15 protein-coding genes are annotated in these 14259 nt (G+C 74.3%); 8 read left to right on the top strand and 7 right to left on the bottom strand.

Features of this window, described 5'->3' with window-relative positions; translation table 11 throughout:
* Positions 1 to 192 precede the first annotated feature (192 nt).
* The gene (locus OG982_RS02120) at positions 193 to 771 is read left to right on the top strand and encodes an ATP-binding protein (RefSeq protein WP_266790262.1); all 579 of its coding nucleotides are present in this window, start codon (positions 193 to 195) and stop codon (positions 769 to 771) included.
* A 39-nt stretch (positions 772 to 810) separates the two neighbouring features.
* Here OG982_RS02120 and OG982_RS02125 read toward each other — a convergent pair whose 3' ends face one another.
* A complete protein-coding gene (locus tag OG982_RS02125; protein ID WP_266790260.1) occupies positions 811 to 2073 on the bottom strand; it encodes an ROK family protein in 1263 nt (420 codons plus the stop codon).
* A 119-nt stretch (positions 2074 to 2192) separates the two neighbouring features.
* Positions 2193 to 2870 carry an alpha-ketoglutarate-dependent dioxygenase AlkB gene (locus tag OG982_RS02130; protein ID WP_266947785.1) on the bottom strand — a complete coding sequence of 226 codons (678 nt, stop codon included), beginning with the start codon at positions 2868 to 2870 and terminating at the stop codon, positions 2193 to 2195.
* A 43-nt stretch (positions 2871 to 2913) separates the two neighbouring features.
* Here OG982_RS02130 and OG982_RS02135 point away from each other — a divergent pair, with 43 nt between their 5' ends.
* Both OG982_RS02135 and OG982_RS02140 read left to right on the top strand, forming a co-directional pair.
* Positions 2914 to 3657, top strand: a complete 744-nt coding sequence (locus tag OG982_RS02135) for a maleylpyruvate isomerase family mycothiol-dependent enzyme (RefSeq protein ID WP_266949847.1) — start codon at positions 2914 to 2916, stop codon at positions 3655 to 3657.
* Between the two features lie 112 nt (positions 3658 to 3769).
* The gene (locus OG982_RS02140) at positions 3770 to 4021 is read left to right on the top strand and encodes a DUF6332 family protein (RefSeq protein ID WP_266790256.1); all 252 of its coding nucleotides are present in this window, start codon (positions 3770 to 3772) and stop codon (positions 4019 to 4021) included.
* 30 nt (positions 4022 to 4051) lie between these two features.
* Here the strand turns inward: OG982_RS02140 and OG982_RS02145 are convergent, their stop codons facing one another.
* The 3 genes from OG982_RS02145 to OG982_RS02155 all read right to left on the bottom strand — a co-directional run bounded on the left by OG982_RS02145 (position 4052) and on the right by OG982_RS02155 (position 6657).
* Positions 4052 to 4594 (bottom strand): DoxX family membrane protein, encoded by a 543-nt coding sequence (locus OG982_RS02145; RefSeq protein ID WP_266947787.1) that lies wholly within the window; start codon positions 4592 to 4594, stop codon positions 4052 to 4054.
* Positions 4595 to 4759: 165 nt separating this feature from the next.
* Positions 4760 to 5758 carry a spherulation-specific family 4 protein gene (locus OG982_RS02150; RefSeq protein WP_266947788.1) on the bottom strand — a complete coding sequence of 333 codons (999 nt, stop codon included), beginning with the start codon at positions 5756 to 5758 and terminating at the stop codon, positions 4760 to 4762.
* Between the two features lie 200 nt (positions 5759 to 5958).
* Positions 5959 to 6657, bottom strand: a complete 699-nt coding sequence (locus tag OG982_RS02155; RefSeq protein ID WP_266790251.1) for a TetR/AcrR family transcriptional regulator — start codon at positions 6655 to 6657, stop codon at positions 5959 to 5961.
* 153 nt (positions 6658 to 6810) lie between these two features.
* Here OG982_RS02155 and OG982_RS02160 point away from each other — a divergent pair, with 153 nt between their 5' ends.
* A complete protein-coding gene (locus OG982_RS02160; protein WP_266790249.1) occupies positions 6811 to 7269 on the top strand; it encodes a nitroreductase/quinone reductase family protein in 459 nt (152 codons plus the stop codon).
* Between the two features lie 156 nt (positions 7270 to 7425).
* Positions 7426 to 8448 carry a hypothetical protein gene (locus OG982_RS02165; RefSeq protein ID WP_266792272.1) on the top strand — a complete coding sequence of 341 codons (1023 nt, stop codon included), beginning with the start codon at positions 7426 to 7428 and terminating at the stop codon, positions 8446 to 8448.
* A 61-nt stretch (positions 8449 to 8509) separates the two neighbouring features.
* On the opposite strand, the gene OG982_RS02170 is transcribed toward OG982_RS02165, so the two are convergent.
* Positions 8510 to 9700, bottom strand: coding sequence for a geranylgeranyl reductase family protein (locus tag OG982_RS02170; RefSeq protein WP_266792271.1), 1191 nt, complete (start codon positions 9698 to 9700; stop codon positions 8510 to 8512).
* A 295-nt stretch (positions 9701 to 9995) separates the two neighbouring features.
* Between OG982_RS02170 and OG982_RS02175 the strand changes: the two genes are divergently transcribed.
* The 3 genes from OG982_RS02175 to OG982_RS02185 all read left to right on the top strand — a co-directional run bounded on the left by OG982_RS02175 (position 9996) and on the right by OG982_RS02185 (position 12814).
* Entirely contained in the window at positions 9996 to 11360 is a 1365-nt protein-coding gene (locus OG982_RS02175) for a dipeptidase (protein WP_266790247.1), read from the top strand.
* Between the two features lie 85 nt (positions 11361 to 11445).
* Positions 11446 to 12132, top strand: coding sequence for an MBL fold metallo-hydrolase (locus tag OG982_RS02180; RefSeq protein WP_266790245.1), 687 nt, complete (start codon positions 11446 to 11448; stop codon positions 12130 to 12132).
* Between the two features lie 73 nt (positions 12133 to 12205).
* Entirely contained in the window at positions 12206 to 12814 is a 609-nt protein-coding gene (locus tag OG982_RS02185; RefSeq protein WP_266947789.1) for an AraC family transcriptional regulator, read from the top strand.
* A 354-nt stretch (positions 12815 to 13168) separates the two neighbouring features.
* Here OG982_RS02185 and OG982_RS02190 read toward each other — a convergent pair whose 3' ends face one another.
* Entirely contained in the window at positions 13169 to 14224 is a 1056-nt protein-coding gene (locus OG982_RS02190; RefSeq protein ID WP_266790241.1) for an NUDIX domain-containing protein, read from the bottom strand.
* Positions 14225 to 14259: the final 35 nt, after the last annotated feature.

Raw genomic sequence — 14259 nt, forward strand, 5'->3', positions numbered from 1 at the left:
GCCGCTGCGCGCGCACCGGCGAAGGCCCGCGCAGGCCGTCGACGCGCCCCCGCGGCCCCCTCGAACGGCTCGTCTCGCGTGTTCTCGCGCGTTCTCGCGCGTTCGGTTGCACAGCGGGGCACCGTGGGTGACCCTGGTGGAGCATTACTGAGGGTGCAGCACCCGTAACACTCATGTCGGGGAGTCGCAGCCGTGATCAGTCATTCCCGCAGGTACTGCGTCGTCGAACTGCAAGCCCTGCCGTCGCGGATCGGTCAGGTCCGAAGAATCGTTTCTGCTCAACTGCGCCACTGGCAGCTCGACCCGCTCATAGACCGGGCTGCGCTCGGCGTGACGGAGCTGCTCAGCAACGTCCACCGCCACGCGCAGCCGGACAAGGCGTGCACCGTCGAGATCGAGTTCCGCCTCGGCCGCCTCACCGTCTCGGTGTACGACAGCGATCCGCGGCTTCCGGTCCTGCGCGAGGCGCGGGCGGACGCCCTGGACTCGCCGGACGCCCTCGACGCGCTGGAGACCTGCGGACGCGGCCTCGCGCTCGTCGAGGCCGTCAGCGAGGCCTGGGGGGCGCGGCCGCAGGACGCCGGCCCGGGCAAGGTCGTGTGGTTCTCGCTGCGGGCCACGCCCGCGCCCGCCGCGCCGACCGGCACGGTCCGCATCGATACCGCCCTGCCCGTACGAGAGCCCGCGCCGGCGGCGTTCGTCGCCGTCGATCCGGGAGCCGTCGCCGTCGGCGTGCCGGTGGCGGTGTCGGTCGGCGCCCGGCCCGGGTAGCCCTGGGCCGGCCGGGCCCGCCGGAGTCACCCGAACGGCTCAGGCCGCCGCTCCCAGGGCCCCCAGCGGGTCGTCGAGCACCGGCTGCCACGCCAGCTCCGCCGCGCCGACCAGGCTGTTGTGGTCCAGGGTGCACGGCAGGATCGGCACTCCCCCGCTGCGCCCCCACAGGCTCCGGTCCGCGACGACCGCGCGCAGCCGCTCCGGGTCCGCGTCCAGCAGCTCCCGGTGCAGGCCGCCCAGGATGATGCGGTCCGGGTTGAGGATGTTCACCAGACCCGCGAGGCCGAGGCCGAGCCGGTCGATGAGCTCCTCGGCGGCCGCCCGCACGGCGGGCTCGGCGTACTCCTCGCGCAGCAGGTCGCGGGCCTGCTGGAGGAGCGACACCTCGGGGCCCGGGATGCGGCCCGCCGCGGTCAGGAAGGCCAGCGGGTCGGCCTCGACGTCGAGGCAGCCCCGGCTGCCGCAGTGGCAGGGCCGCCCCTCCGGGTTCACGGTGAGGTGGCCGACCTCCAAGGCCAGTCCGGAACTCCCGCTGTGCAGGCGGCCGTCGAGCACCAGCGCGCCGCCGACGCCGCGGTGGCCGGTGGCCACGCAGAGCAGGTGCTGGGCGCTGCGCCCCGCGCCGTGGCGGTGCTCGGCGAGCGCGGCGAGGTTGACGTCGTTGCCGGTCAGGGCGGGGCCGTCGATCCCGGCGGCCTTGACGCACTCCGCGAAGATGTCCCGTACGGGAGCACCGGCCGGCCAGGCCAGGTGCAGCGGGTTGAGCGCCGTCCCCTCCGGCTCGGCGACGGCCGACGGCACGGCGAGGCCCGCGCCGACGCAGCGGCGGCCGCTGCGCGCGAGCAGCGTGGCTCCCGCCCCGACCACCGCGCCGAGCACCTGGGCCGGGTCGGCGGAGACGGTGACCTTGCCGGGGGCGGTCGCCACGATCCGGCCGCCGAGGCCGACCAGGGCGGCCCGGAACCCGTCCGGGTGTACCTGCGCGGCCAGCGCGACCGGGCCGTTCTCGTCGACGGAGAGCCGGTGCGAGGGGCGGCCCTGGGTGCCGCCCGCGCCGCCCGGGCGGGAGTCGACGCGGATCAGACCGAGCGCCTCCAGCTCGGCGGCGACGGCTCCGGCGGTGGCGCGGGTGACGCCGAGCTCGGCCGTGAGGACCGCCCGGGTCGGGGCCCGGCCGGTGTGGACGAGCTCCAGCGCCGGTCCGAGCGCGCCCCGGCCCCGCTCCAGCTTGGTCCTCGCGGACGCCGTGGACCCCGTGGTCTCATCCCCCACCCGCGGCGGGGCCCCGTTGCCGTTCATGACAGCGATCCTCGCATGATCGGCGCCCCGGCCGCGCCGCCAGGCCCTGTCGTCAAAGCGGCGCCCGGCCGCGGCGTCCGGCGCCGCGGGCCTGACCGGCGCCACGCTGACGACACGCCCTAGTCCGTCCCCGGCGCCGGCTGCCCGAGCCCGCCGACGCGGAGGGTGATGTTCAGCCGCCCGGTCAGGCCCAGCCCGGCCGGGGCGGTCCCGGGCAGCACCCTCGGCACCCCGTGATACGCCAGCCGGCTCGGACCGCCGAAGACGAACAGGTCCCCGCTGCGCAGCTCGACGTCCCGGTACGGGCGTCCGCGCGAGGCGGTGTTGCCGAACCGGAAGACGCAGGCGTCGCCGAGGCTGAGGGAGACCACCGGGGCCGCGGACTTCTCCTCGGCGTCGCGGTGCATGCCCATCCGGGCGTCCGTGTCGTAGAAGTTGATCAGCGCGATGTCGTAGGAGGCTGTGGTGCCGTCGACGGCGTCGCCGTACGCGGCGGCCACGGCGTCCCGGCCCAGTTGCGCGAGCCATCCCGGCATCGGCTTCACCGGCGCCCCGTCGCCGTCGACGGCCGTGCGGGCGTAGGCGTACGGGTACCAGTGCAGCCCGAGGCACACCTGCCGGGCGGTCATCGTCCCGCCGCCGGGCGTGCGCACCGTCCGCAGCCCGGCGGGCGGGCGCGCCCACTCCCGGCAGGCGGCGAGCAGCTCCCGCTGCCGCTCCGGTCCGAGCCAGTCGGGCACGTGCACCGCGCCGGGGGCGATCAGGGTCCGCTCGCGCGGGAAGAGTTCCCCGTCCATGCCTCCATTGTCGGCGGTGGCCTGGGAGACTCCGGCCATGACCATGAAGACGGATGACTTCGTGAAGACGCTGGTACGGGAAGGCGAGCTGCTCGCCGACACCGCGGAACGGGCGGGTACGGAGGCCCCGGTGCCCACGTGTCCGCAGTGGCGGGTCTCGGATCTGCTGCGGCACACGGGCGCGGTGCACCGCTGGGCGGCCGGGTTCGTCGCGGAGGCGGTCGTGGACCCGGTGCCGTTCCCGGACGCGCCCGAACTGGTCGGCCCGGAGCTGCTGGCGTGGTTCCGCGAGGGGCACGCGGACCTCGTCCGCACCCTGGCCGGGGCCCCGGCCGATGTGCAGTGCTGGACTTTCCTGCCGACGGCCGCGCCCTCGCCGCTGGCCTTCTGGGCGCGGCGCCAGGCGCACGAGACGGCCGTCCACCGGATGGACGCCGAGGCGGCGCTGGGCGTCGAGTTCGCTCCGGTGGACCCCGAGTTCGCGGAGGACGGGGTGGACGAGCTGCTCACCGGTTTCCACGCGCGCCCGCGCAGCCGGGTGCGGACCCCGGAGCCCCGGGTGCTGCGGGTCCGGGCGGCCGACACCGGGGCGGTGTGGACCGTACACCTGTCCGCGGAGCCGCCGCGGACGGTGGTGGGGGACACGGGCGAGCTGGTGGACTGCGAGGTGACCGATACGGCGGCCTGGCTGTACGCGGCCCTGTGGAACCGGCTCCCGCTGGCCGGGCCGGGGGTGTCGGGCGACCTGGACCTGGCCCGGCTGTGGATCGAGACGGGCCGCGTCTGACCGGAGGCGTCCTTGTGACGGGCCGCGCCTGACCAGAGGCGTCCTTGTGACGGGCCGCGCCTGACCGGAAGCGTCCTTGTGAGAGGCCGACGCGCGATGTGACACTGCGCGCATGGGGCGACGTACGCAGGCGGACCGTGACGCGATCACCGTCGAGATCGCGTACGCCGTGTTCAGCGGGATCTTCGTGGCCGCCCTGGTCTTCGGGGCGGTCGCCGGCCCGGCGCTGGTCTTCTCGCTCCCGGAAGCCGCGCGCCGCGCCCTGACGGTGACGGGCCCGGTCCTGGCCGCGGCGGTCTTCCTGCTCCGCGCGGTCCACGTACTGTGGCGCTTCGCCCGCCGCCCCGCGCACGACGGCCGTTAGGCACCCGCCGTACCGGTGCTCTCCCGGTCGTCAGTCCCGGATGAGCAGGACGATGAGTCCCACGACGACGCCCAGCACCACCGCGAGCACGGAGTACCGGGGCCGCGACTCGCGCAGTACGGGGAGGAAGTGGTCGACGGAGAAGCGGCCCGGCCCGGTGAGCGTGAGGGTGAGGGCCCCGGCGAGCAGCAGCACTTCGAGTTCGACGCCCTTCGGGGGGAAGAAGGCGCTGAGCCCCCGCACGTCGAGGACGTTGATGAAGATGCCGATCAGGGCCGCGCCGGCGAGCGGGGTGAGCAGGCCGAGGGCGAGGCCGAGGCCGCCCAGGGTCTCGGAGAGACCGGCGATGACGGCCATGGCGTCCCCGGCGGGGTATCCGGCCAGCGTGAAGCCCTTGCCGGTCGCGGAGAGCCCGGGACCGCCGAACCATCCGAAGAGCTTCTGCATGCCGTGGCCGACCATGGAGAGGCCGACGACGAGCCGGAGCACCAGCAGGCCGACGTCGTGGGTCACGGTGGTGCCGGGGGCCGACGCGGGGGCGAACATCGGGCGGTCCCATCGTTCTTGCGCCATGGACGTCCCGTTCTTCCGGCACCGGTGAGCGACGGCCACCCTATGCCGCGCGTCCGCGATGACCTGGCCGCAACGGCGGCGGGCCGTATCGACGACCCGTTCGGCCGCAGATCAACGGCGCGGACGGCCCGGGCCCGGGCCCCGGGGCCTTCACGGCGTCGCCGTCTAGCCGAGGTCGGCCGCGTACGCGGTCTGGGCGCGGTACGGCCAGGCGGGGCCCGCGTTCCAGGGGTTGGGCATGACCGTGCTGGTGGCGTACGCGTAGCCCGCGCCGCGGGCGAAGGCCGCGCGGAGGGTGGCGCGCATCGCCGCGGCGTCGGGGACGTCGTGGACGAGGTGCCAGAACGCGGTGCCGTCCGGGTCGAGTTCGGTGCCCGGGCGGTAGCCCTCTTCACCGTCGAAGACGTTGCCGCCGGGCCAGCCGTCGGACATGTACGCCTCGTACGTGTCCTCGTACGTGACGAAGACGTCGGCCGTGCGGTGGCCGGGCTCCAGGTAGCAGTCCGCGATGGCGGTCCCGGGGTTGTTGACGACCAGGTCGGGGACGCCGGGACCGGCGGCGTTCATGGTGTCCTCGACGTAGCGGCGGAGCTGCGCGTAGTGGTCGCGGGTGGCGTTGGCGGGGCCGCAGTCGCGGCTGACGACGTCGAAGAAGATGCCGTCCACGTGGAGGCGGCCGTCGGGGGTCTTGAGGTAGTTGTCGACGGAGGCCTTGACGGCGGCGAGGCCGCGGTTGCCGTTGTCGGTGTGGACGTAGCCGAGCACCTTGGGCCGCTCGCCGGTGGCCGTGGTCCCGGCGCGCAGGGCGTCGGCGCGGGCCTGCCAGGGGGCGTCGAACGGGGCGTCGCCGTTGCCGGGGTTGAGGACGACGACCGAGGCGGCCGGGCCGGTGGCGGTGAGTTCCGCGAGCATGCGGTCGTCGGCCCATACGTACGCGGGGACGGCGATCTCCAGGCCCCGTACGCCGGGTATCCGGGGTCTGGGGGCCGGCGCCGCCGCGGGTCTCGCCTCCTTGGCGAGAGACCCGGCGGATCCGGCGGACCCGGTGGCCCCGGCCGCGCCCCTGGCGGCACCGGCCGCCTCGGTCACCCCGGGCGCCGGGGCGGCCAGTGCGGCGGTGAGCAGGACGGCGTACAGGGCCTTCACGGCGCGGTCGGGGGCCATGACTGTTCCTCCGGCGAGGACGGGGGCGGGGCGTCGGCGGAGCGGGGGCGCGACCCGAGGAACAGTAGACGGGCGGCAAGCCGGTGAAAGCCGAACCACCCGCATTGGTGTGAGGAACAGAAGAGCGGGCTGTCACCTCATCATGTGAATGTCCGTCGTGAATCTCCGTCAGGGCCGTGTCACACCCGGGTCATGCCGTGTCATACGGACGGCAGCCCGACCTCGTGCGCCAGTCGGCCGGCGGCGTGCGTGAAGAAGGCGTCACGGTCCTCGACCACCCGGTTGAACTGGCCGAACACGTCGAAGGAGATGAGGCCGACCAGCTGCGCCCAGGCCGCGACCAGCGCGGCGGTCGCCTCCGGGGGCAGGCCCTCGGCGAAGTCCGCGACCATCCGCTCGGCTTCGGGGCGCAGGGCGGCGGGCAGCGGCGGCAGGGCGAGGCCGCGGCCCTGGTGGGCGGCGCGGGCGATGCCGATCAAGGTGTTGCCGACGCGGGCGGCGGGACCGACGGTGTCCATCGGGGCGCTGTAGCCGGGGACCGGGGAGCCGTAGATGAGCGAGTACTCGTGCGGGTGCGCCAGCGCCCAGGCGCGGACGGCCTCACAGACCGCCACCCAGCGGGCGCGGGGCTGTTCGCCGGCGGCGACGGCGCGGGTGTCGGCCTCCTCGGCGGCGGCGCCGACGCTGTCGTAGGCGTCGACGATCAGCGCGGTGAGCAGTTCGTCGCGGCTGGGGAAGTAGCGGTAGAGGGCCGAGGAGACCATGCCGAGCTCGCGGGCGACGGCGCGCAGCGAGAGTTTGGCCGCGCCCTCGGCGGCGAGCATGCGGCGCGCCTCGTCCTTGATGGCGGCGGTGACCTCGATGCGGGCCCGTTCCCTGGCCCCTCGCACGGTGCTCATGCGGGCCAGTCTGCCATGCGGGTGGAGCACTGCCCAAAAATCGGAGCACCGATCCCTTCAGAGAGCAGTGCTCTTGCTTTGGTGCGCCGCTCCGTGCACACTGGGCAGTGCACCGAAACGAGAGCACTGCTCTCCCAAGCCCCGGAGGCCACCATGAACGCGCCCACCCCGCACTACGTCCAGGCCGGTCCGCTCGCCATCCGCTTCAACGCGCTTTTCGGCAAGCTCGCCCGCCACGGGATCAGCCTGGCCGGCAGCGCGGAGCTGTCGGTGCGCGGCCGCACGTCCGGCCAGATGCAGCGGATCCCGGTCAACCCGCACACCCACGAGGGCGAGCAGTACCTGGTCTCGGCCCGCGGCCACTCCCAGTGGGTGCGCAACATGCGGGTCGCCGGCGGCGGGGAGCTGCGGGTGGGCCGCAAGGTGCGCGCCTTCACGGTCACCGAGGTCACCGACCCCGCGGCCAAGGCCGCCGTGCTGCGGACGTACCTGCAGAAGTGGGGCTGGGAGGTGAACCGCTTCTTCAACGGCGTCACCGCCCGATCCTCCGAAGCGGAACTCCAGGCGGCTTCCGCCGATCACCCGGTCTTCCGACTCACGACCTCAAACTGATCCGCCCCCGTCGGCCGTGCCCGCTTCGACCGTGCGGGCGATCTGCGGCGTCCCCGCCGCGCGAGCACACCTGTCCTGACGGCCCGTCATGTTTGGCTGGACCTTCGCCCCGCCCGGCCTTCGTGCCCGGTCGAGAAGGAGAGTCCCGTGCCCCGTATGGTCCGTCTGCCACGTATCGCCGGTGCCGGCGCCGTAGCCGTCGCCCTCGCCGTGCTCGCGTCCGCCCCCAGCGCCGGCGCCGCCGTCTTCGCCGAGCCTCCGCCGTCGACGCTGCCGGCCCCGGCCCCCGCCGCGCCCCTGTCGCTCGTGGACCCGCACATCGTCAAGCACTTCGACCTCGCGAAGGGCCAGACCCCGGAGAACATCGCCCTGGAGCCCGACGGTTCCGTCGACCTGACGTTCGCGCTCGCCCGCCAGGTCGCACGCGTGGACAAGCGCGGTCACACCCGGACCATCGCCACCCTGCCCGCCGTGGCGGACCCCCAGACACCGCTCATCGGCGTCGCCGTCACGACCGGCCTCGTACGGGCCCACGACGGCACCCTCTACGTCGGCTACGCCACCGGAACCGAGGCCAACGGCATCTGGCGGATCACCCCGGACGGCGAGGTCAGCCAGTTCACCGGCGCCGACGTGCCGGCCGACGCCTTCCTCAACGGCCTCGCGATCGACGAGCACCGAGGCGTCCTCTACGCCGCCGACTCCTACCTCGGGCAGGTGTGGCGGATCTCCCTCGACGACGGCTCGGCGACGGCCTGGGCCACCGACCCCGAGCTCGAACCCGTCGACCTCATCGGCGCGAACGGCATCAAGGTGCGCAAGGACTCGGTCTGGGTCTCCAACTTCGACCAGGGCACACTGCTGCGGATCCCGGTCGAGGCGGACGGGTCCGCGGGCCCGGTCGAGACCCGCGCCACCGACCTCGCCGGCATCGACGACTTCGCCTTCGCCGGGCACGGCGAGACGGTCCTGGCCGCCCTGAACTCCACCAGCGAGGTCGCCGCGGTCCAGCGCGACGGCTCGCACAGCATTCTGCTGACGGCGGCCGACGGGCTGTCCAACCCCACCTCCGTGGCCGTGAACGGGCAGAAGGTCTACGTCCCGAGCGGCGCCTTCAACACCCAGACCGACCCGAACCTGCTGCTCGCCCGCCTGGAGAAGCACCGCCCCAAGCCGTGACCGGCCGACGCCGTCGGGGGCCCGGCAGCACGCCGGGCCCCCGACGGATCGGCGCCGCCCGTCAGCTCCCGCCGCCCCGCGCCTGCCGGTTGTCCAGCGCGTGCAGCGCCCTGCGGGCCAGCGGGTACGTCCGTACCAGGTCGGCCAGCGTCGTCGAGCCGCGCACGATCCGGGCGAACGACGTCCACGCCGGCCGGAAACCGGTGATCGCGGCGTGCAGCAGCCCCGGCCGGGCCTCGAACAAGGTCAGCATCCGCTTGCCGACGCCCATCTCCACACCCAGCCCCGCCTTCACCGCGAAGGCGTAGTTGAGGGCCTGGCGCCGCGCGTCCACCGCGTCCTGCGCCTCTGAGATCTTCACGGCCCACTCCCCCGCGAGCCGCCCCGAGCGCAGCGCGAAGGAGATGCCCTCCCGGGTCCACGGCTCCAGCAGCCCGGCCGCGTCGCCCGCGACCAGCACCCGGCCGCGCGAGAGCGGCGATTCGGGCTTGCGGCAGCGGGTCAGGTGCCCGGAGGAGACGGCCGGCTCGAAGCCGGCGAGGCCCAGGCGGGCGATGAAGTCGTCCAGGTACCGCTTGGTCGCGGCGCCCTCGCCCTTCGCCGAGATGACCCCGACGGTGAGGGTGTCGCCCTTGGGGAAGACCCAGCCGTAGCTGCCGGGCAGCGGGCCCCAGTCGATGAGCACCCGGCCCTTCCAGTCCGCGGCGACCGTCTGCGGAACCGGGATCTCCGCCTCCAGGCCGAGGTCGACGGTGTCCATCTCGACGCCCACGTGCGCGCCGATCCGGCTCGCGCTGCCGTCCGCGCCGACAACCGCCCGGGCCAGCACGGTCTCGCCGTCCGCGAGGACGACGGCCACGGTGCGCCGGTCGGGCACCGCCGCGCCGTGCTGCTCGACTCGCGCCACGGCCGTCCCGGTACGGACGGTCGCGCCGGCCTTCTCCGCTTCGGCGACCAGGCCCGCGTCGAACTCCGGCCGGTTGATGAGCCCGAACAGCATCTGCTTCGAGCGCCGGGTCCGCGTCAGCTTGCCGTTGTGGGAGAAGGTGACCGCGTGGATGCGGTCCTTCAGGGGCAGCACGAAGCCCGGCGGGAGGGCATCGCGCGAGGGGCCGATGATGCCGCCGCCGCAGGTCTTGTAGCGGGGCAGCTCGGCCTTCTCCAGCAGCAGGACGCGCCGCCCCGCCGTCGCCGCCGCGTGCGCGGCCGAGGCGCCGGCCGGGCCGGCCCCGACCACGACCACGTCCCACACCTCACCGGTCCCCCCGGCGACCTCCTCGCCCGCCCCCTGAGCGGCCCGCCCCGAACCTTCGCCGTGTACGTCGTCTGCGCCGTGTACGTCGTCGTCGCTGCTCACGATGTGCTGCTGCTCCTGATCACGCTGTTGCTCGGATGCCGGGGAAATCCTACGGCGAGAGACCGCCCCGGCCGGCTGTGCCCGGCTGTGCGAGGATCGGGGCTGTCTTTCGCCGTGCCCGCATGCGCACACCCCGCGTACGCGGGCGGCGTACACGGAGTACAACGTCGCACCCAAAAGGAGCGTGCCCATGTCCCAGAATCCGATCGCCGAGACCATCGCCTCGCTGATGCCCCGCGCCAAGCGGGAGCTGACCGAGCTGGTGGCCTTCCAGTCGGTGGCGGACTGGGCGCAGTTCCCGAAGAGCGAGAGCGAGGGTGCCGCCAACTGGGTGGCCGACGCCCTGCGCGCCGAGGGTTTCCAGGACGTGGCGCTGCTCGACACCCCGGACGGCACCCAGTCGGTGTACGGCTTCCTGCCCGGCCCCGAGGGCGCCCCGACCGTCCTGCTGTACGCGCACTACGACGTGCAGCCGCCGCTCGACGACGCCGCCTGGATCTCCCCCGCGTTCGAGCTGACCGAGCGCGACGGCCGCTGGTACGGGCGCGGCGCGGCGGACTGCAAGGGCGGGTTCATCATGCACCTGCTGGCGCTGCGGGCGCTGAAGGCCAACGGCGGTGTGCCGGTGAGCGTGAAGGTCATCGTCGAGGGCTCGGAGGAGCAGGGCACGGGCGGCCTCCAGCAGTACGCGGAGGCCCACCCCGAGCTGCTCACCGCCGACACGATCCTCATCGGCGACGCGGGCAACTTCCGTCTCGGCCTGCCGACGGTGACGGCGACGCTGCGCGGCATGACGCTGGTCAAGGTCAAGATCGACACGCTGGGCGGCAACCTGCACTCGGGCATGTTCGGCGGTGTCGCCCCCGACGCGCTGGCGGCCCTGATCCAGCTGCTGGCCTCGCTGCGCGCGGCCGACGGCTCGACCACCGTGGACGGGCTGGCCTCGGACGCGGTCTGGGAGGGCCTGCAGTACCCGGAGGCGGACTTCCGCTCCGACGCGAAGGTGCTGGACGGGGTCGGCCTGATCGGCGAGGGCACCATCGCGGACCGCCTCTGGGCGCGCCCGGCGGTCACCGTCCTCGGTATCGACTGCCCGCCGGTCGTCGGCGCCACCCCGTCGGTGCACGCGAGCGCGGGCGCGCTGATCAGCCTGCGCGTGCCGCCGGGCGTGGACACCGCGGAGGCCATCAAGCGGCTGGAGGCGCACCTGGTGGCGCACACGCCGTGGCAGGCGCGGCTGGAGCTGGAGGTCGTGGGCCAGGGGCAGCCGTTCCAGGCCGACACGAGCAGCCCGGCGTACGCGTCGATGGCCGCGGCGATGCGGGTGGCGTACCCCGGCCAGGAGATGCAGATCGCGGGCATGGGCGGCTCGATCCCGCTGTGCAACACGCTGACGTCGCTGTACCCGGAGGCGGAGATGCTGCTGATCGGGCTGAGCGAGCCGGAGGCGCAGATCCACGCGGTGAACGAGAGCGTGTCCCCCGAGGAGCTGGAGCGGCTGTCGGTCGCCGAGGCCCACTTCCTGCTGAACTACGCGGAGTCCAAGCGCGGCTGACGCGCCGCCGGGCTGCGCCACGAGCGAACTCCGCTCCCGGTGAAAGGAACCCCGGGAGCGGAGCGGTCGTACGTACGTTGGGATCATGGAACTCGACCTCGTAGAAGTGATCCCCGGCCGGCTGCACATGCTCCGCTTCCGCATCGGCCAGGCCTACCTGTGGCGCGACGGCGAGGCGCTGACCCTGATCGACGCCGGGCACGCCGGCGCGGCGGACGCGATCGAGGGCGGGATCCGCTCGCTCGGGCTGCGGCCGGAGTGCCTGGAGCGGATCGTCCTGACCCACTGCCACCGCGACCACATCGGCGCGGCCGGTGAACTCGCCGGCCGCTGGGGCGCGGAGGTGCTCGCGCACGGCCTGGACGCCCCGGTGATCCGGGGCGAGCGGCCGGTCCCGGAGCCGGTGCTGCTGGACTGGGAGGTCCCGCTGTACGCACACGGCCTGACGGTGCCGCCGGCTCCGCCGGTGCGGGTGGACCGCGAGCTGGCGGACGGCGAGGTCCTCCCCTTCGGCGACGGGGCGGTCATCGTGCACGCCCCCGGTCACACCCCGGGCAGCATAGGGGTCCACCTGCCGCGCCACGGGGTGCTGTTCACGGGTGATTGCGTGGCAGGGGTGGGCCAGGTGATGCTGGGCGTGTTCAACGTGGACCGCGCCCAGGCCGAGGCCTCCTTGCGCCGGCTGGCCGCGCTCGCCCCGTCGGTGGCCTGCTTCGGCCACGGCGACCCGCTGACCTCCGGCACGGCGGCGGCCCTCCGGCAGGCCACTTGAGTCCGATTGGCCAGGTGACCGCCGGGGCGGCGGGGGAAGACTGGAGGTCCGACGCCGCAACCGAGGAGTTTTGATGCAGGTAGCCGTGGTCACCTTCGACGGGTTCAACGAGCTCGACAGCTTCATCGCCGCCGCCCTGATCAACCGCTGCCGCAAGGACGGCCTGGAGGCCTTCATCACCACGCCGACGCCCGTGGTCACCTCGATGAACGGCGTCGAGGTGAGGGGGCAGCGCCCGATGGAGTTCATTCCCGAAGCGGACGTCGTACTGATCGGGAGCGGGGTCAAGACCCGTGACGTGGTCGCCGACGACCGGCTGCTCGCCCAGCTGCCGCTGGACCCCGCGCGCCAGCTGATCGGTTCGCAGTGCTCGGGCGCGCTGGTGCTGGCGCGGCTCGGGCTGCTGGACTCCATGCCGGTCTGCGCGGACCTGACGAGCCGCCCGTTCGTCGAGGCCCGCGGCGTGACCGTGCTGGACGCGCCGTTCCACGCCGAGGGCAACATCGCGTCGGCCGGCGGCTGCCTGGCGTCGCAGTACCTCGCCGCCTGGGTGATGACCCGGACGCTCGGCGAGGACGCGGCGCGCGCCTCCATCGCCTACGCGGCCCCGGTCGGAGAGCAGCGGGAGACCGTCGAGCGCGTCATGAACGCCGTCCTCGCGGGCGAGACCGTGCCGCGCTGACACCCGCCCGGCCGGGCCGTCCACCGGCGGCTGCTCCCCGGGCGTCTCCGGGCGTCCTCCCGGCCTCGGTGCGGGACGCCGGCGCGGTGCGCGGACCCGTCGCCGGCCAGGCCCCGTCGCCGGCGGGGCTCCATGGTCGGCCGGGCCCCGTCGCCGGCCAGGCCAGGGCCGGGCCCCGTCGTCGGCCGGGCCCCGTCGTCGGCCGGACGCCGTCTCGGCCGGACGCCGTCTCGGCCGGACCCCGTCGTCGGCCGAGCCCCGCCGCCGGCCAAGCTCCGTTGTCGGCAAGCTCGGTTGTCGGCCAGGCCAGGCCAGGCCAAGCCCCGTCCCGCCCCCCGTCACCGGCCCGGGGGGCTACGGCGTCGGGCGGCCCGCCTCCAGGTAGAGGGGGTGGCCGCGTTCGCGGGCGCGCAGGGCCCAGCGCAGGCGTTCGCGGCGTTGTGGCGGCAACAGGGTCGCCGCCTCCGGCTCGGTGACGAACCGCCACTGGCGCAGCTCCGGCCCGGGCAGGCGCAGGTTCGCGATGTCGGGCTCCGTCAGGCGGCCCCCGTCGAAGAGCAACCGCAGGCCCCCGTAAGCGGGGTGGCGCGGCGGCTCCCAGTCCACCACCAGCAGCCCCGGCACCCGGTCGAGGGCGAGGCCCAGTTCCTCCTCCACCTCCCGGATCCCCGCACGGGCCGGCGCCTCGCCCGATTCGACCACGCCGCCCGGGAACTCCCAGCCCGCCTTGTACGTCGGATCAACCAGCAGCACCCGGTCCCGCTCGTCGAACAGCAGCACCCCCGCCGCCACGGTCTCCCGCGTCGGCTCCGGGGTCTGCACGATGTCGCAGACCCGCGCCGCGTCGGTCCGTACGGCCTCCGCGATCCGCTCCGCCGTCTCCCGCGGGCCGATCGCGCCGTTGTCGATGACGTGCGCGTCGGCGGTGAGCCAGCCCAGCGCCTGCTGGTACGTGGAGATGTGCTCGTACGCTCCGTGCCGGTCCTGCGGATCCGCCGGCTCCGTCTGCGGCTCCGTCTGGGGCTCCTGCCGCGCCCGCCGCCCCGCCATCCGCTCCCGAAGGATCGTTTCCGCCGGGGCCAGCAGGACGTGTCGCACCGGAATCCGACGCGCCGCCAGACCGCCGAAGATCTCGTCCCGGTACTCCTGCCGCAGCAGCGTCATCGGCACCACGAGCACCCCGCCCAACTCCCCGAGCATGGCCGCCGCCGTGTCCACGACGAGCCGCCGCCAGCTCGGCAGGTCCTGGTAGTCGCCGACCTCGGCGAGCCGCTTGCGCGGCAACAGCACGCGCAGCGCGTCGCCGATGAACTCCGGGTCGAACAGGGTGCTGTCCGGAAGGAGTCCTGCCAGTTCGCGGGCCGTGCTGGTCTTCCCGGCACCGAACGCGCCGTTGATCCAGACAATCACGTGTACCCCTCTCGCGATGGCTCGCCTCCGCAGCC

The organism is Streptomyces sp. NBC_01551, from assembly GCF_026339935.1.
Taxonomy (GTDB): Bacteria; Actinomycetota; Actinomycetes; order Streptomycetales; family Streptomycetaceae; genus Streptomyces.